A 16,765-nucleotide genomic window follows, 5' to 3' on the forward strand; every position below is an offset into this window, starting at 1 on the left:
GGTATTCGTGGTGGGGGCGGTCTTGCAAAAAAACAAAACAAATGGCGGTACAATGACCGAAACGAACAACTACGCTCGTGACGGGGCGATACCCGTTTCTTCCGAGGCGCCGACTGGTGCCGCAAGGCATGCGCCTTTGGGCTTCTATGCCTTTGTGGCTCTCATTGCGGCGGCGATGGGCCTCAATGCTGTTGCGATTGACATCATGCTGCCTGCGTTTCCGCAGTTGTCGGCGGCGCTGGGCATTCATGATCACAATGAAATCCAACTGGTGGTCAGCAGTTACCTAGCAGGTTTTGGCCTGTCCCAGTTTTTCATCGGCACGCTTGCCGACCGCTTTGGACGCAAGCCGGTCCTGATCGGGGGGCTGATTGTCTATTTGATTGCTGCAGTCGTCTGCGGTTTTGCGGTTGGTTTTGAATTCCTGTTGGTGGCGCGTTTCGTCATGGGGCTTGGCTCCGGTGCGCCGCGTGTGGTGGTCGTGGCGGTGACCCGCGACTGTTACAGTGGTCGCCAGATGGCCCGCGTCATGAGCCTGGTCATGACGGTGTTCATGGCGGTGCCCATCTTTGCCCCGCTGATCGGGCAGGCGATCTTGTCCGTATTGCCGTGGCAGGGGATCTTTGGCTTCCTGTTCCTGTTTTCGCTGACCGTCATGATTGCCAGCATTTTCTTCCTTCCGGAAACGCTGGACCCTGCGGATCGCCGTGAGATCAGTGTGGCTCGCCTCCGGGAGGCGTTGGCGTCGGTTTTCGGCAGCCGCACGACCGTGGGCTACACATTGGCGGCGGCGACCTTCCTTGGGGCCCTGTTCGGCTATATCAACTCTGCCCAGCAGGTGATGACCGAGGCAATGGAGCTTGGGGAGTGGTTCCCGGTAACCTTTGCAGGCCTTGCGCTGACAATTGCCGTATCCTCATTCGTCAACTCGCAGTTGGTGGAACGCATGGGGCAGCGGCGTTTGAGCCATGGGGCTACGATCAGCTTTCTGTTGCTGTCCGTTCTGATGCTGTCGCTTGAAGAGACCGGTCAGCTGACGACATGGATATTCATGCCCCTGTTTGCCTGCTCGACGCTCATGATCGGGCTGGTCTTCGCGAACTTCAATGCCTTGGCGATGGAGCCGCAATATCACGTTGCGGGCATGGCGTCATCCATGACCGGGGCGTTCACCGTTTTGATTGGAAGTGGCATTGGTTTCCTCATCGGGCATGCCTATGACGGAAGCGTCGCGCCCCTCCTGACCGGCTATGTTCTTGCCAGTGGTTCGACGGTTCTGATCCTGCTGGTGACGGAGCGGTGGAAGCTTTTTGGCGCCATTGAGGCGGAGGCGGGATAGCGCGCTTCCTGAGGAATAAAACGGTCAAAACCGTCTGGGCCCCCATAGAATTTATGGGGGCCTTTTTTGTGATAATTTTCCTTCGATTGTTTAAGGGTAGTTGATAACCCCTTAAAGTTGCTTAGAAAAATAAGTTTATTTGAACTAATGCGTTTTTCTATTTACCTATACGTAACTTGTTACTAGTATTGGGGAAGTAGCTTGGCGTATAGGAGCCATTAATGAGTGTGGAAGAAGTTGAGAAGCGAATTGAGGCCCTTCTGCCACGGGCGGCGGGTCTTGATGCTTGTATAAAATTTGATCTGAAGGGTGAGGGCGTCTTTCTGGTTGATGCCACGGAAGACCCTGTGACGCTGAGCCGGGAAGACGAGTCGGCGGACTGTACGATCACGATCAAATCAAAAGATCTGTTGAAGATGATGAATGGCAAGCTTGATCCCATGTTGGCGTTTTCGATCGGGAAATTGAAAGTGCGCGGGGATATGGGGTTGGCCATGAAGTTAACCAAACTATTCGACTGATACGGTCGTTGGGCTTGGCAGTTAGAAACATTTGCAAAGCAGGCGGCAATAACAAGCCTGCGCAAAAACAAGAACAGAAGAATATTTGAACAGGGTTCGATCGCGGCACCGTTTCGTGAAATGAATGTCGGCAATGTCCGGCACGGTGTTGACTAGAGTTTGGGAGGCAATATGTCAGGAATGCGTAAATCCTTGAAATTCGCCACAGCTTTGGCTGGTGGTGTTCTCGCCGGAACGACCATGGTGCATGCGTCCGGCTTTCAGTTGAAAGAACAGGGGGCGGGCTCGCAGGGTCTCTCCTTTGCAGGGGCAACGGCCAAAGCCAATGACCTGAGTACATTATTTTTCAATCCTGCAGGTATGTCCCGGTTGGAGGGAACGCAGGCGGAACTCAATTTGAGCTACGTGAAGCCGTCTGCGGAGTTTACGCCGACATCCGTATCGGGCGGTGGCTTCAACCCCGTTTCAGCCAGTGATGGTGACGGTGGAGACGCCGGGCAGGGGGCGGTTGTTCCCAGTATTTATGGGATGTATCAGATTAATGACCGAACCCGAGTGGGGCTGAGCATCAATACGCCGTTTGGCCTTGAAACGGACTATGAAGATGGTTGGGTCGGCCGCTATCATGCCTTGAAATCAGAGCTCAAGACTGTGGCTGTTTCGCCTATGGTGTCCTACCAGGCGACAAATGCCCTGTCTGTCGGTTTTGGTCCCGTTATCCAATATGCCGAAGGCACACTGACAAAGGCCGTTAACTTTGCAGGTCTGGTCGGTGCCGGGCCCGACGGAGAGTCCAAGGTGGATGCCGATGATATCGGCTATGGCGTCCAGGCGGGGCTGCTTTATGAGTTCAATGAAGACTCGCGCATTGGTTTGTCCTATCGCTCTCAGGTGAAGCATAAACTGGAAGGGGATATTTCTGTAACGAATGTTCCCGGTGCCTTGGCGGGTAACTCGGCCTTTTCCAATGAAACAGGCTCGATGAATCTGACCACGCCCGATGTTGTGTCCATTGGTGCCTATCATGCATTCAACGACCAATGGGCGATTATGAGTGATGTGGCCTGGACCAACTGGTCGACCTTTAATGAACTTCGCATCATTGGCGACAATTCGGGAACGGTCCGTACGCTTGTGCGTGAAGAATGGGAAGATACATTCTTCGTCTCGCTCGGTGCGGAATATAAACCGACGGAAAACTGGACGTTGCAGACCGGCATCGCCTATGACCAAAGCCCGGTGAAGGATCAATACCGAACCTTCCGTATTCCGGATTCAGACCGCGTGTGGCTGTCGGCCGGTGTGGGCTATGAGTTGGATGAGAACCTCAGCTTCAACGTGGGCTACACGCATATCTTTGCAGAAGATGCATCTGTGACACAGGCGCAGGGAAGTGGGGCAGAAGGCACTGTTACCGGCGATTATGACGCCGACGTCAACATCGTCGCCGTGAATTTCTCATACAAATTCTAACGAACTGAATAGGGCATTTTCTATTGCGGGAAATGCCCTAAAATTTCAGAATAACCAGATAAGTCATGGGAGTGGTCTGCACAATGAGTGACGTAATGGTAAGTAGTCTTACCGAAGATGCTGGATCGGATCGGAAAATGGAAGTCCCGCGCCGAATTGAGCCCGCAGGCGACTGGGCCCAATTCAAATCCGTTGTTGAGATGTTCGATTTCTCCGCCCGGACCTATCCGCATCGCCCATGTCTCGATTTTCTGGGTAAGCAAACGACCTATGCGGAGGTGGCGACCCTTGTTGACAAGGCTGCTGCCGGTTTTCAGCAGCTTGGTGTGACCAAGGGGACGCGGGTTGGCCTGTGTTTGCCGAATACGCCTTATTATGTGATTTGTTATTTTGCCTTGCTGAAGGTGGGCGGCGTGGTGGTCAATATCAACCCGCTCTACGTCGAGCGTGAGTTGGAGCATCTGATCAATGACTCCGGTGCGGAAATCGTTGTCACGCTGGATTTGAAGCAGATCTACCCCAAGATTGCCTCCTGCCTCGAGACGACGACGCTTAAACGCGTTATCGTTTGTGCGATGGAAGATATCCTTCCGCCTGTGAAAAGCCTGCTTTTCAGTGTTTTGAAGCGTTCGGAATTATCCGAATTCCCCAGGGACCCGCGTCACCTGTCTTTCACGCGTCTGACCAATACGGACGGCAAATACCGGCCGGTGCCAATCGAACCGGAGGCCGATCTGGCCGTCCTGCAATATACCGGCGGCACGACCGGGGTGCCAAAAGGCGCGATGCTCAGCCATGGCAATCTGGCTGCGAATACCAATCAGATCGGCAATTGGATGCCGGAGCCGAATTTGGGGCATGAGCGGGTCTTGGGTGTCCTGCCGTTTTTCCATGTTTTTGCGATGACTGTTGTCATGAATACCGGGATTGCACTTGGAGCGGAGCTGATTTTGCTGCCGCGGTTCAATCTGGATCAGGTTTTGAAGACGATTCACAAGAGAAAGCCGACCTGCTTCCCGGGTGTTCCGACAATCTATTCTGCGATCATGGGGGCAAAAGACCTGAAGAAATATGACCTGTCTTCCCTGAAATACTGCATTTCCGGTGGGGCCCCCTTGCCGGTGGAGGTGAAGGGTGAGTTCGAGGCGAAAACCGGTTGCACGCTGGTTGAAGGCTATGGGCTTAGCGAGGCGTCGCCGGTGCTGACCTGTAATCCCTGTCTTGGAGTAAATAAGCCGGGTTCCATCGGTGTGGCGGTAGGCGATACGGAAGTCCAGGTCCGCAATATTGAAGACCCCTCACAGCCGGTTCCCCTGGGGGAAAAAGGCGAGGTTTGCGGAAAAGGCCCGCAGGTGATGATGGGGTACTGGAACCGTCCGGACGATACAAAGCAGGTTTTCGTCGATGGCTGGTTGCGCACGGGTGATATCGGCTACATTGATGAGGACGGGTATATCTTCCTCGTGGACCGGATGAAGGATGTCATCCTGTGCAGCGGCTTTAACGTTTATCCGCGTATGATCGAAGAGGCTCTTTATCTCCATCCACAAATTGCCGAGGTGACCGTGATCGGCGTACCGGACGATTACCGGGGGCAGGCGCCCAAGGCTTTCGTCCGGTTGACGGAAGGGGCGGATAGTATAACCGAGGCCGACCTGAAGAACTTTCTCAAAGACAAGGTGTCCCGTATTGAAATGCCGAGGGATATCGAATTCAGGGACGAGCTGCCCAAGACCCTGATCGGCAAGTTATCGAAGAAGGAACTTGTCCAGGAGGAGGTTGAAAAAGGCGCCGCTTCCTGACGGCGTCCGGTCTGCCCCGTTTCAGATATATTACTTTTGCGTCATTTGATTAAATGTGAGACATTTAACTGTCGTTTTTACTTGCAAGTGACGTATAGGTAACTTAACTTACGGTATGGGTAATGAATGTATTAAAAAATATGTCTGAAACGGACAGCGAGTTTTACACGGTCCCGGAACTGGCATCTGAACTGGGGATCACACCGCGAGCCATTCGGTTTTATGAGACGAAGGGGCTCTTGTCGCCACAGCGTGCGGGAAACACACGGATTTACACCAAGAAGGATCGTGCGCGTCTTGTGTTGATCCTGCGGGGTAAGCGGTTGGGGTTTTCTCTGGCCGATATCCGGGAGTTTCTCGATCTCTACGAGGTGGATACCAGCCAGGTCAGCCAGATCCAGCTTTTGGTAAAAAAAGTTCGGGCGCGTCTTACCGATTTGGAAGAGCAACGCCGGGAACTGAATGTTGTTTTGGGAGAATTGGGGGACATCGAACAGCAATGTGTTGATGCCCTGAAAGCGAAAGGCGCCGACGTTCCGGGCGAAGACTGACGGGGCGGACGGCGTCACGACACAAACACTTGCAAAGTTTAAAAAAGACGGAGGCTTTACGAAATGCGGAATGTGGTCATTGCGGGCTATGCCCGGTCTCCTTTCCATTTTGCCAAGAAAGGCGATCTGGCAAAGACGCGTCCCGATGAAATGGCGGCCGAAGTGGTCAAAGGACTGGTCGCGCGCACCGGCGTCAATGTTGACGATATTGAAGACCTGATCCTCGGGTGTGCGTTTCCGGAAGGCGAGCAGGGCCTGAATATGGCCCGGCTCGTCGGCCTGATGGCGGGGCTGCCTCAATCGGTTGCCGGTGTTACCGTGAACCGTTTCTGTGGCTCGTCCATGCAGTCTGTTCATCAGGCCGCCGGCGCCATTCAGATGGGCGCGGGAGAGGTCTTTGTCTGTGCCGGTGTTGAAAGCATGAGCCGCGTGCCGATGATGGGCTTCAATCCGCTGCCGCATCCCGGTTTCTACAAGTCTCACCCCGAGGCCTATATGGGCATGGGGGATACGGCGGAAAACGTCGCCAACAAATATGAAATCTCCCGTGATGAGCAGGAGGCCTTTGCCGTCCTCAGCCATCAGAAAGCGGCCAAGGCGCAGGCCGAAGGCAGGCTGGCCGATGAGATTATCGCGATCAGCGGTGTTGAGGCCGACGGCTGCATCCGCGCGGAGACGACCAAGGAAGGCCTCGCCGACCTGAAACCGGCCTTTACCGAAGGGGGATCGGTGACCGCCGGTACGTCCTCACCGCTGACGGACGGGGCATCGGCCGTATTGGTTTGTTCCGAAGAATATGCGGAAAAGAACGGCCTGGCGCCCATCGTTCGTATCAAATCCATCGCCGTGGCCGGTTGCGCACCTGAGATTATGGGCATCGGACCTGTCGGTGCCTCGAAGAAAGCGCTGGCGCGTGCGGGGCTGACAGCAAGCGATCTGGATGTGATTGAATTGAACGAGGCCTTTGCCTCCCAGTCCATCGCCTGCGTCCGCGATCTTGGCCTCGACATTAACAGGGTCAACCTGGATGGCGGCGCTATTGCGTTGGGCCACCCGCTGGGCGCAACCGGTGCGCGGATCGTCGGCAAGGCAGCCAGCCTGCTGAAACGCGAAGGCGGTAAATATGCGCTCTCCACCCAGTGCATCGGCGGCGGCCAGGGTATCGCCACGATCATGGAGGCGATCTAATGGCCGAAATCAACAAAGTAGCCGTTATCGGTGCAGGCGTGATGGGGGCAGGTATTGCCGCCCATGTCGCCAACGCCGGTCACGAAGTGCTGCTTCTGGACATTGTGCCGGAAGGGGCATCGGATCGAAGCGCCATCGCCAAAGGTGCCGTCCAGAAACTGCTCAAGGCGGATCCAGCACCTTTGACCCATAAGGGCAAGGCCAAGCTGATCCAGCCGGGCAATATCGAAGACGATCTGGACAAACTGCAGGAATGTGACTGGATCATTGAGGCTGTGATCGAACGCCTTGATATCAAGCATGATCTCTATGCAAAGATCGATGCGGTCCGCAAACCGGATGCGGTCGTCTCGTCCAATACCTCCACCATTCCGCTGGAACGCCTGACGGAGAAGATGAGTGACACCATGAAGCAACACTTCATGATCACCCATTTCTTCAACCCGCCGCGTTACATGCGTCTTTTGGAGCTGGTCGAAGGTGTGAAGACTGACAAGGCTGCAATCGAACGCGTTAGTAAATTTGTCGACTACAAACTGGGCAAATCCATCGTCACCTGTAAGGACCGTCCGGGTTTTATTGCTAATCGGCTTGGTATTTACTGGGTGCAGATCGCAATCCAGGAAGCCATTGCGCAAGGGCTGACGGTGGAAGAGGCGGATGCCGTGATTGGCCGCCCCTGCGGTATCCCGAAAACCGGCGTGTTTGCGCTGATGGATTTGGTCGGTCTCGACCTGATGCCTCATGTGGTCGGCTCCATGCTGGAGGCGCTGCCCAAGGACGATGCCTTCGTGACCAGCTATCAGCCGATGCCCCTGGTGGAAAAGCTGATTGCCGATGGCTACACGGGCCGCAAAGGCAAGGGCGGATTCTATCGTCTGAACCGTGAAGGTGGTGGCAAGGTTAAGGAAGCCATCGACTTGCAGACGGGTGAATTCCATAAGTCTGTGAAGGCCCGCCTTGAGAGTGCGAAAACCCGCCCGCAAAAGCTGCGTGATCTGGTTACCCATGAGGATAAGGGCGGGCAATATGCCTGGAAGGTGTTAGCGAAGACATTGTCTTACGCGGCCATGCTGGTCCCAGAAGCGGCGGATGATGTCGCCGCTGTCGATGAGGCCATGCGCCTTGGTTACAACTGGAAATTCGGCCCATTTGAACTGATCGACTTCCTGGGTGTGGACTGGTTCGTCGAGGCCCTGGAAAAAGACGGTATGGCGGTGCCTGCTCTGCTGAAAACGGCGGCGGGCAAGACCTTCTATCGGGTCGAAGACCAGAAGCTGCAATATCTGACGGTCGATGGTGATTATGCCGACCTGACGCGCCCGGAAGGCGTGATCATGCTGGCCGATATCAAGCGGACGCGTGAGCCGATCCTGAAAAACAGCTCGGCCTCGGTCTGGGATATCGGGGACGGCGTCGCCTGTTTTGAATTCACCTCCAAGATGAACTCTCTGGACCCGGAAATCCTGGGGCTGATCCAGAAGGCCGTCCGCAAGGTGAAGAAAGAATTCAAGGCGCTGGTTGTCTATAATGAGGGCAGCAACTTCTCTGCCGGGGCAAACCTTGGGCTGGCTCTGTTTGCGGCCAATATCGCGGCCTGGCCGGAGATTGAGAATATCGTCGAAAGCGGTCAGGAAGCCTATAAGGCCCTGAAATATGCACCCTTCCCGGTGGTAGGCGCACCGTCCGGCATGGCGCTGGGCGGGGGCTGTGAAATCCTGCTGCATTGCGATGCTGTTCAGGCGCATGTGGAAACCTATGTCGGTCTCGTCGAATGCGGCGTCGGTCTGGTGCCCGCCTGGGGCGGTTGCAAGGAAATGCTGGACCGCTGGACCAAAAACCCGAAATGGCCGAATGGCCCGATGGCGCCGGTCGCCAAGGTCTTTGAGACCGTGTCGACCGCCACGGTTGCCAAGTCGGCGGAAGAGGCGAAATCCCTTCTGTTCATACGGCCCGACGACGGTATCACCATGAACCGGTATCGTCTGCTAGCTGATGCCAAGGCCCGTGCCCTTAGCCTGGTCGAGGGGTATGAACCGCCGGAGGCACCAACCTATCGACTGCCGGGCGCAAGCGCCAAAGTGGCCTTCGAGATGGCAGTGGATGGTTTCCACCGGATCGGCAAGGCGACGGACTATGACCGTGTCGTTGCAGGCGAACTTGGTTTCGTCCTCTCCGGCGGGGAGACGGATGTCACGGAAGAACTTTCCGAGGACGACATTCTGGAACTTGAGCGCGAAGCCTTCATGCGACTGGCCCGCCGGTCCGGCACGCTGGCCCGTGTGGAGCATATGCTGCTCAAAGGTAAACCCCTGCGGAACTAAGTCGGAGGATATGAACTATGACGACCTATAAAGCTCCGCTGCGGGACATGCGTTTTGTTCTGAATGAACTCCTGCATGCGGAAGAATTGAGCAAACTGAACGGCTATGAAGAGGCAACCCCGGACCTGATTGATGCGGTTCTGGAAGAAGCGGCCAAAGTCACTGAGAACGTGCTTTTCCCGCTGAACCGCAGCGGCGATGAGGAAGGCTGTACCTTTGAAAACGGCGTGGTGCACACGCCCAAGGGTTTCAAGGAAGCCTATGACGCTTTTGTCGAAGGCGGTTGGCCGGGCCTGAGCTGCGATCCGGACTATGGCGGGCAGGGCCTGCCGCAACTGGTCAATGTTATGGTGTCGGAGATGATCTGCTCCACCAACCTGTCCTTTGGCATGTATCCGGGCCTCAGCCACGGTGCCTATTCGGCCCTGCACGCCTATGGCACGCAGGAACTGAAGGACACTTACCTGGCCAAGTTGACTGACGGTACATGGTCCGGGACCATGTGTCTTACCGAGCCTCATTGTGGCACAGACCTGGGCCTGATCAAGACCAAGGCGGAAGACAGTGGCGACGGGTCCTATGCGATTTCCGGCACCAAGATTTTCATCTCCGCCGGTGAACATGACCTGACGGAAAATATCCTGCATCTGGTGCTGGCACGCCTGCCGGACGCGCCTAAGGGAATCAAGGGTATCAGCCTCTTCCTGGTGCCGAAATTCCTGCCGAACCCGGACGGTACGCCGGGGCAGCGCAATGGTGTTCAATGTGGTTCCATCGAACATAAGATGGGGATCAAGGCCTCCTCCACATGCGTCATGAATTTCGACGGTGCCAAAGGTTGGCTTGTCGGTGAGGCGCATAAGGGCATGCGTGCCATGTTCACCATGATGAACGAGGCGCGTTTGCTGGTCGGTATCCAGGGCCTGGGCCTTGGCGCGGCGGCCTATCAGGGCGCGGTTGATTATGCCAAGGAACGCCTGCAGGGCCGCTCCCTCAGCGGGGTGAAGCACCCGGATAAACCGGCGGACCCGATCATCGTACACCCTGACGTGCGCCGGATGCTGCTCACCATGAAGGCCTATACGGAAGGCTGTCGTGCGCTGGGCGGTTGGGTCGCCAAGAATCTGGATATCTCCCACGGTCACGCCGATGCGCAGACCCGTGAGGAAGCGGACGACCTTGTGGCGCTGATGACGCCGATCGTGAAGGCGCTATTCACTGATCTGGGGTATGAATGCACCAATACGGGTATGCAGGTCTTTGGCGGTCATGGTTTCATCCGTGAGCACGGGATGGAGCAGTTTGTCCGTGATTGCCGCATTGCCCAGCTTTACGAAGGCACCAACGGCATTCAGGCCTTGGATCTGATCGGGCGCAAGCTGCCGGCTAATGCCGGACGGTCCCTGCGGTATTTCTTCCATCCGGTGCAGAATTATATCGAAGCCAACGTGGCCGATGAGCAATTGAGCGAATTCGTTCAGCCGCTGGCCAAGGCCTTTGTCCGTCTGCAGCAGGCAACCGGCGAGATTGCGCGCCGGGGTCTGTCCAGGCCGGAAGAGGCTGCCTCAATGGCAAGTGATTACCTGCGTCTCTTCGGGCTTGTGGCGCTCGCCTACATGTGGGCGCAGATGGCGGAAGTCTCCATGAAGAAACTGGACGGTGACGATCACGCCTTCTATCAGGCCAAGATCGACACCGCCCGCTTTTTCATGGCGAAACTGCTGCCGCAGAGCAGTGCCTTGTTCGCAACCATCATGGCCGGTGGGGAAACCCTCATGGCCCTGGAAGAGGACGCATTCTAGAATGGACATGGGGGAGCGAATGCTCCCCCGTTCCACTCTGCGGTATTTCTCATGTATCCACTGATCCGACTTGCAAAGACCGTTATCGGGGGGCTTTTGGCATCGCGCCTTGAGCCGGATGGCATATCGCGTGTGTCCTTTCGGGTCTGGCCCAACGATCTGGATGTGAATCTCCATATGACCAATGGCCGATATCTGACCATGATGGATCTGGGCCGGTTCGATCTGTCGATCAGGGGTGGGCTTGCTGGCATTGCCATTCGCCAGAAATGGGCGCCGGTCCTTGGCGCATCGGCGGTGCGCTACCGCCGATCCCTGATGCCCTTTACCAAATACCATCTTGAATCGCGGATCGTCGGATGGGACGAAAAATGGTTCTTCATGGAACAGCGATTTGTCCATAAGGGGGATGTTTATGCCATTGCGCTGACCAAAGGTCTGTTCAAACGCGGCAAAAGCACTGTTCCGACGCGCGAGGTCGCGGAGGTTCTCGGGGTGGAATACGATACGCTGCCGCGCCCGGCCTATGTCCAGCACTGGCTGGATATGGAAGAGGGCATGCGGCAGGACTTGAAAAAGACAACCGATGTAAAACAAGATTATGAACAGGAGCGACAATGGGCGGGCTAAAGGGAAAAACAATATTCGTGACCGGTGGCAGCCGCGGAATCGGGCTGGAAATTGCCAAACGGGCGGCAAAGGACGGGGCCAATATCGCCATCGCGGCGAAGACGGCGGACCCGCACCCGAAACTGCCGGGCACCATTTTTACCGCGGCCGGTGAATTGGAAGAGGCCGGGGCAAAGGCTCTGCCTCTGCAGGTCGATATTCGCGACGAGAACCAGATCGCCGATGCGGTTGAGAAGACCGTCGAGGCATTCGGCGGTATCGATATCCTGATCAACAATGCCAGCGCCATCAACCTGACCGGCACGCTGGAAACCCCGATGAAACGTTATGACCTGATGCATCAGGTCAACGCGCGCGGTACTTTTGCAACCAGTCAGGCCTGCCTGCCGCATCTGCTGAAGGCGGAAAACCCGCATATCCTGACACTGTCACCGCCGCTTAACATGCAGCCCCATTGGTTCGAGAACCACGTGGCCTATACCATGGCGAAATATGGGATGAGCATGTGCGTACTGGGCATGGCGGAAGAGTTCCGGGATGAGGGCGTAGCCGTCAATGCGCTTTGGCCAAAAACGGTTATCGCAACTGCTGCAATTGCCATGTTGGGCGGCGCTGTGCAGCCGGAATTCTGCCGGACGCCGGATATCGTGGCCGATGCGGCCTATTGGATTCTGACCCAACCCAGCCGCAATTGTACGGGTAATTTCTTCATTGATGAGGAGGTCCTGGGCAAGGCAGGCGTTACCGACCTTGATCAATACGCGGTCAAACCCGGCTCAAAGCTTTTGCCGGATTTGTTCCTCTAGACACAATCCAAATGGTAACTTGACCCGGCGCTGGCTTAACGGAATGCTGTCCCTGCAAATCATTGTGGGGGGAAAGAAGCAATGCGTTTGGTTGGCGTCGTAGGGGTAATTGCCTGTATTCTCAGTTCCATATCCACTGTCAGCCTTGCCGGAAGCGGGGCTGCGCAAATCGGGCCGAGGCCCTTCTTCCTGGTTGATCAACTGGAAGAAGGGGAACTGAAGACGAAGTTGCAAAGCTGTTTTGCAGGGCCTTTCAAATCCAGTGACTTTTCGATCGGTCATCGCGGGGCTTCATTACAGTTTCCCGAACATACCCGTGAATCCTACGCTGCTGCGGCACGGATGGGGGCCGGGCTGGTTGAATGTGATGTAACCTTCACATCGGACCGGGCGCTGGTCTGTCGGCATTCTCAATGTGATCTTCAACGAACCACCAACATTCTGGAAATACCCGCGTTGGCTGCCAAATGCAGTGAACCGTTTGTGCCGGCGGATCGGGCCGCCGGTCGTAAGGCGTCGGCAAAATGCTGTGTGAGTGATCTCACGCTGTCGGAATTCCGTCAGTTGTCCGGCAAAATGGATGCTGCAAACCCCTGGGCGGAAACAGTGGAGGAATATATCGACAGCACGCCATCCTGGCGGACGGACCTATACAGTCATCCGGGCCAACTCATGACGCTGGATGAAAACATCGCCTATCTTGAAGAACTGGGGGTGAAACATATTCCGGAACTTAAAAGCCCTGCGGTTTCCATGCCTTATGACGGCGACTTTTCAATGGCGCATTACGCGCAGGCGATGATTGATGCCTATAAGCGCGCCGGTGTTCCGCCAAAGGATGTGTACCCGCAGTCCTTCGATCTGGATGTCATCCGTTACTGGCTTCAAAACGAGCCGGACTATGGCAAACAGGCTGTCTATCTGGATGGCCGTGCCGGTCGCAACGGCTTTGACCCCAACGATCCGCAGACGTGGTTGCCGTCAATGGAAAGTCTCTATGCGGATGGATTACGGATAATTGCGCCCCCTCTGTGGGTTCTTCTGACGGTAGGGCCTGATGGTAATATCGTGCCGTCGGCCTATGCCAGAGCGGCGAAATCGACCGGTTTGGACATTGTGACCTGGACGTTGGAACGGTCCGGTTCGATGAGCAAGGGTGGGGGATGGTATTATCAATCCATCAAGGACAAGATATCGAAAGACAGCGACATGCTTGTTGTGCTCGATGTTCTTGCGAAAGACGTTGGCGTGCGCGGGGTGTTTTCCGATTGGCCGGCGACAACCACCTTCTATGCGAATTGTGCGGGTCTCGACTAGAAAGTCGTGAAGGGGTCATCGCTTCGGGTGGTTGGTCTCCTGCAGGGCTGACCGCCTTTTTTCCTGCGCCTTTCTCTGCACGGCGACGATGACAATGGCCAGATTGCCAAACAGAAGCAATCCGCCGCCGACCAGCGGCGATTCATGGCTGAGTTTCACGAAACCCGCGGCAATGGCGACAATGACCAGGATTGCGGCTGACAGTCTGGCATCGCCAATGAACATGCTGAGCAATTCGCTGAAAACATCCTTGATGATTGTCATTCGACTGCCTCCGCAAGAGAGCGGTGGGCGAGGGCGGCAGCCAGCAGGCCTGCCAACAGAAACAGTCCCGCGAAGAGCAGCAGGGCCCAATCCTGCCCGGGCCAGTCGATGCCAAGACCTTCACCGGTCCAGAAGACGCCAAAGGCGGACAGCATTACGCCCACACCGAATTTAAGCGTGTTTTCCGGGACCTGTGACAAGGGCCGGTGTACGATTGCACCAATGCAAAGCACCAGGAGGCAGGCGGCCAGTGCGCCGATACTGGCGGGAACAAGAAGCCCCCGGCCCGCGCCAACGGCGATCACAATGAAGACAACTTCCAGGCCTTCCAGAAGAACCGCCTTGAAGGCCACAATACCTGCAATCCAGTTCAGCGATTTATGGCGGCGTTGTGCTTCCTCGTTTAACTCCGACATTTCGGTGGCAAAAATGGCGTCTTCGTCGTGTAGAGGGATAACCCCGCCCGCCCGCAAGGCGGCTTTCCGTAGCCAGCCGACACCGAAAAGTAACAACAAAACCCCGATAACAAGCTGTAGAGAATGAAGAGGAACATAATTCAGCACGGGCCCCAACAAGCCGACGATTGCCGCCAGAACCGCCAGCGCGGCCAGGGTCCCGCCGATGGCAGGCCGCCATCCGCGTAAGGTTGCAACGGCCAGAACAATGGTAAAGGCCTCGACCACCTCAACGACAGAGGCCAGAAAGGCAGCACTGATGGCGGGCGTCGCCGTCGACCACGGAATCATCGTCTACTCCTCCTGATTAGTCCAATTCAGTATGAGGGAGTTTTCTGACTATACCGCCAATTCATTAGGTTGTGAGTATAATTTCTCCAAGTGGAAAATCCTTAAACGGGAATTACTTTTCCTGTTGCAGTTACAGGTAAATATTATAGACGGGGCGGAACAGGAATGAACGGGGCCTCAATAATATTTTCTCTTGTCCTCTAGAAGAACCTGTTCTCATATATCAGGCAACAAGAATGCGGATCGGTTAACAAAACCGACGGCTGTGTGAATAGAGACCAGGGATAAGGGGGAAGCGTTACAAGAAATATGAAGAATCCGTAATCGCAAGGCTTTCCGGTATCTGCCGGAGGCGATTGCGACGGTATCTGCAATATTCGCTAATAATGGGGAGATAGACATGCGACGCATCATAGCCGGAGCGCTGATTGGGGCTGCTCTGCTTGCCGGCCAGACACAAACCGTGCTGGCGGATACACCGAAAAATGCCTTGGTGATGGCATATTCCATCGACGACATGATTACCCTTGATCCGGGTGAGATGTTTGAATTTACCGGGATGGAGTATAACGCCAATACCTATGACCGTCTGGTTGGTTTCGACCTGGACGATGTCTCGAAAATCAAAGGTGAACTGGCCGAAAGCTGGAGCGTATCGGAAGACGGTAAAACACTGACTTTCAAAATCCGCGACGGGGTCAAATTTGCTTCCGGTAATCCGGTAACCGCGGATGATGCGGCATTCTCCTTCCGCCGTGTTATCAAGATGGACAAGTCCCCGGCCTTTATTCTGGGGCAGTTCGGCTTCCGCGCGGATAACGTTGATGATCGCATTCGCGCCACGGACGATCACACGCTGGTAATGGAACTGGACAAACCTTATGCACCGACTTTCGTGCTGTACTGCCTGACGGCGGGTGTTGGCGCCATCGTCGACAAGCAGGTTGTCATGGATCACGCCGAGAACGGTGACTTCGGCAACAAATGGTTGCGGACCCATTATGCTGGTTCCGGCGCTTTCTCTCTGAAATCCTGGAAACCGAACCAGAGCCTGTCGCTGGTTGCCAATGAAGACTATTGGCAGGGCGCACCGGAGATGAAACGTGTCCTGATCCGGCACGTCAAGGAAGCCGCGTCCCAGCAATTGCTGCTGGAAAAAGGTGATATCGATATCGCCCGTAACCTTGAGGCGGACCAGTTGGCCGCCGTTTCCAAAAATCCGGAGATCAAGTTGCAGCGCGCGCCGAAAGGGGCGGTGTGGTATCTGGGCCTTTCCCAGAAAAACGAATACCTGAGCAAGCCGGAAGTGCGTCAGGCACTGAAATATCTGGTGGATTACAAGGGCATTGCCAGCACGATTTTGAATGGTCGTGGTACCGTCCATCAGGCATTCCTGCCGAAAGGTTTCATGGGTGCCCTGGAAGACAATCCGTTCTCCTTGGATGTTGCCAAAGCCAAGGGCTTGCTGGCGAAGGCCGGTCTTGAAGATGGTTTCAAGGTGACCATGGATACGCGCAACACCACGTTGACGACCCAGATGGCGCAGTCCATCCAGTCAACTTTTGCGCAGGCAGGGATCGATCTGGAAATCATTCCGGGCGATGGTAAGCAGACGCTGACCAAATATCGTGCCCGCAAGCATGATATCTACATCGGTCGCTGGGGCCCGGACTATCAGGATCCGCACACCAATGCCGACACCTTTGCCAGCAACCCGGATAACTCCGACGACGCACGTGCGAAGCCGCTGGCATGGCGGAACTCCTGGGATATCCCGGAAATGACCAAGAAAACCCAGGCCAATGTCCTGGAGAAGGACGCCGCGAAACGGGCCGAGGTCTATCGGGAAATTCAAAAGGAACATCAGCAGGTGTCGCCTTTTGTCATCATGTTCCAGGACATCGAGGTCGCTTCCCTGCGCAAGGACGTGAACAACTTTGTTCTCGGCCCTTCCTTTGACACCAACTTCTATCGTTTTGTGACCAAATCCGACGCAAACTGA

Annotated in this window: 14 protein-coding genes; 12 read left to right on the forward strand and 2 right to left on the reverse strand. The window is 55.6% G+C overall.

Going from position 1 to position 16,765, the window contains the following annotated elements:
- Window positions 1-52 precede the first annotated feature (52 nt).
- The 11 genes from IF205_RS11335 (at window position 53) to IF205_RS11385 (ending at window position 13,753) form a co-directional block, all read left to right on the forward strand.
- Window positions 53-1,339, forward strand: coding sequence for a multidrug effflux MFS transporter (locus IF205_RS11335; protein ID WP_259779481.1), 1,287 nt, complete (start codon window positions 53-55; stop codon window positions 1,337-1,339).
- A gap of 221 nt (window positions 1,340-1,560) precedes the next feature.
- Complete coding sequence (locus IF205_RS11340) at window positions 1,561-1,860, forward strand: SCP2 sterol-binding domain-containing protein (protein WP_259779482.1); 300 nt, start codon at window positions 1,561-1,563, stop codon at window positions 1,858-1,860.
- 171 nt (window positions 1,861-2,031) lie between these two features.
- Window positions 2,032-3,333 carry an OmpP1/FadL family transporter gene (locus IF205_RS11345; RefSeq protein ID WP_259779483.1) on the forward strand — a complete coding sequence of 434 codons (1,302 nt, stop codon included), beginning with the start codon at window positions 2,032-2,034 and terminating at the stop codon, window positions 3,331-3,333.
- Between the two features lie 137 nt (window positions 3,334-3,470).
- Window positions 3,471-5,135, forward strand: coding sequence for a long-chain-fatty-acid--CoA ligase (locus IF205_RS11350; RefSeq protein WP_375542688.1), 1,665 nt, complete (start codon window positions 3,471-3,473; stop codon window positions 5,133-5,135).
- Window positions 5,136-5,257: 122 nt separating this feature from the next.
- Window positions 5,258-5,686, forward strand: a complete 429-nt coding sequence (locus IF205_RS11355) for a MerR family transcriptional regulator (protein ID WP_311195689.1) — start codon at window positions 5,258-5,260, stop codon at window positions 5,684-5,686.
- A gap of 63 nt (window positions 5,687-5,749) precedes the next feature.
- Window positions 5,750-6,874: a thiolase family protein gene (locus IF205_RS11360; RefSeq protein WP_259779484.1), complete on the forward strand. Its 1,125-nt coding sequence runs from the start codon at window positions 5,750-5,752 to the stop codon at window positions 6,872-6,874.
- Window positions 6,874-9,198, forward strand: a complete 2,325-nt coding sequence (locus tag IF205_RS11365) for a 3-hydroxyacyl-CoA dehydrogenase/enoyl-CoA hydratase family protein (protein ID WP_259779485.1) — start codon at window positions 6,874-6,876, stop codon at window positions 9,196-9,198. The genes IF205_RS11360 and IF205_RS11365 overlap by 1 nt, the downstream gene beginning before the upstream one ends.
- Before the next feature lie 17 nt (window positions 9,199-9,215).
- Complete coding sequence (locus IF205_RS11370; RefSeq protein WP_259779486.1) at window positions 9,216-11,000, forward strand: acyl-CoA dehydrogenase C-terminal domain-containing protein; 1,785 nt, start codon at window positions 9,216-9,218, stop codon at window positions 10,998-11,000.
- A gap of 51 nt (window positions 11,001-11,051) precedes the next feature.
- On the forward strand, window positions 11,052-11,630 hold the full coding sequence (locus IF205_RS11375; RefSeq protein WP_259779487.1) for a thioesterase family protein: 579 nt from the start codon (window positions 11,052-11,054) through the stop codon (window positions 11,628-11,630).
- 17 nt (window positions 11,631-11,647) lie between these two features.
- Window positions 11,648-12,436, forward strand: a complete 789-nt coding sequence (locus IF205_RS11380; RefSeq protein ID WP_311195690.1) for an SDR family oxidoreductase — start codon at window positions 11,648-11,650, stop codon at window positions 12,434-12,436.
- 81 nt (window positions 12,437-12,517) lie between these two features.
- Window positions 12,518-13,753 carry a glycerophosphodiester phosphodiesterase family protein gene (locus IF205_RS11385; protein WP_259779489.1) on the forward strand — a complete coding sequence of 412 codons (1,236 nt, stop codon included), beginning with the start codon at window positions 12,518-12,520 and terminating at the stop codon, window positions 13,751-13,753.
- 15 nt (window positions 13,754-13,768) lie between these two features.
- Here the strand turns inward: IF205_RS11385 and IF205_RS11390 are convergent, their stop codons facing one another.
- Together IF205_RS11390 and IF205_RS11395 are read right to left on the reverse strand one after the other, a co-directional pair.
- Window positions 13,769-14,017, reverse strand: a complete 249-nt coding sequence (locus IF205_RS11390) for a hypothetical protein (protein ID WP_259779490.1) — start codon at window positions 14,015-14,017, stop codon at window positions 13,769-13,771.
- A complete protein-coding gene (locus IF205_RS11395; RefSeq protein ID WP_259779491.1) occupies window positions 14,014-14,763 on the reverse strand; it encodes a COG4280 domain-containing protein in 750 nt (249 codons plus the stop codon). Before IF205_RS11395 ends, IF205_RS11390 begins: the two co-directional genes overlap by 4 nt.
- Before the next feature lie 400 nt (window positions 14,764-15,163).
- Between IF205_RS11395 and IF205_RS11400 the strand changes: the two genes are divergently transcribed.
- Entirely contained in the window at window positions 15,164-16,765 is a 1,602-nt protein-coding gene (locus IF205_RS11400) for an ABC transporter substrate-binding protein (RefSeq protein ID WP_259779492.1), read from the forward strand.

The organism is Aestuariispira ectoiniformans (assembly GCF_025136295.1).
Classification (GTDB): Bacteria; Pseudomonadota; Alphaproteobacteria; order UBA8366; family Aestuariispiraceae; genus Aestuariispira_A; species Aestuariispira_A ectoiniformans.

Bases quoted from the DNA above. Each gene is read 5' to 3' on its own strand.
- IF205_RS11335 (WP_259779481.1), top strand. From the start codon at position 53: ATGACCGAAACGAACAACTACGCTCGTGACGGGGCGATACCCGTTTCT.
- IF205_RS11340 (WP_259779482.1), top strand. From the start codon at position 1,561: ATGAGTGTGGAAGAAGTTGAGAAGCGAATTGAGGCCCTTCTGCCACGG.
- IF205_RS11345 (WP_259779483.1), top strand. From the start codon at position 2,032: ATGTCAGGAATGCGTAAATCCTTGAAATTCGCCACAGCTTTGGCTGGT.
- IF205_RS11350 (WP_375542688.1), top strand. From the start codon at position 3,471: ATGGAAGTCCCGCGCCGAATTGAGCCCGCAGGCGACTGGGCCCAATTC.
- IF205_RS11355 (WP_311195689.1), top strand. From the start codon at position 5,258: ATGAATGTATTAAAAAATATGTCTGAAACGGACAGCGAGTTTTACACG.
- IF205_RS11360 (WP_259779484.1), top strand. From the start codon at position 5,750: ATGCGGAATGTGGTCATTGCGGGCTATGCCCGGTCTCCTTTCCATTTT.
- IF205_RS11365 (WP_259779485.1), top strand. From the start codon at position 6,874: ATGGCCGAAATCAACAAAGTAGCCGTTATCGGTGCAGGCGTGATGGGG.
- IF205_RS11370 (WP_259779486.1), top strand. From the start codon at position 9,216: ATGACGACCTATAAAGCTCCGCTGCGGGACATGCGTTTTGTTCTGAAT.
- IF205_RS11375 (WP_259779487.1), top strand. From the start codon at position 11,052: ATGTATCCACTGATCCGACTTGCAAAGACCGTTATCGGGGGGCTTTTG.
- IF205_RS11385 (WP_259779489.1), top strand. From the start codon at position 12,518: ATGCGTTTGGTTGGCGTCGTAGGGGTAATTGCCTGTATTCTCAGTTCC.
- IF205_RS11390 (WP_259779490.1), bottom strand. From the start codon at position 14,017: ATGACAATCATCAAGGATGTTTTCAGCGAATTGCTCAGCATGTTCATT.
- IF205_RS11395 (WP_259779491.1), bottom strand. From the start codon at position 14,763: ATGATTCCGTGGTCGACGGCGACGCCCGCCATCAGTGCTGCCTTTCTG.
- IF205_RS11400 (WP_259779492.1), top strand. From the start codon at position 15,164: ATGCGACGCATCATAGCCGGAGCGCTGATTGGGGCTGCTCTGCTTGCC.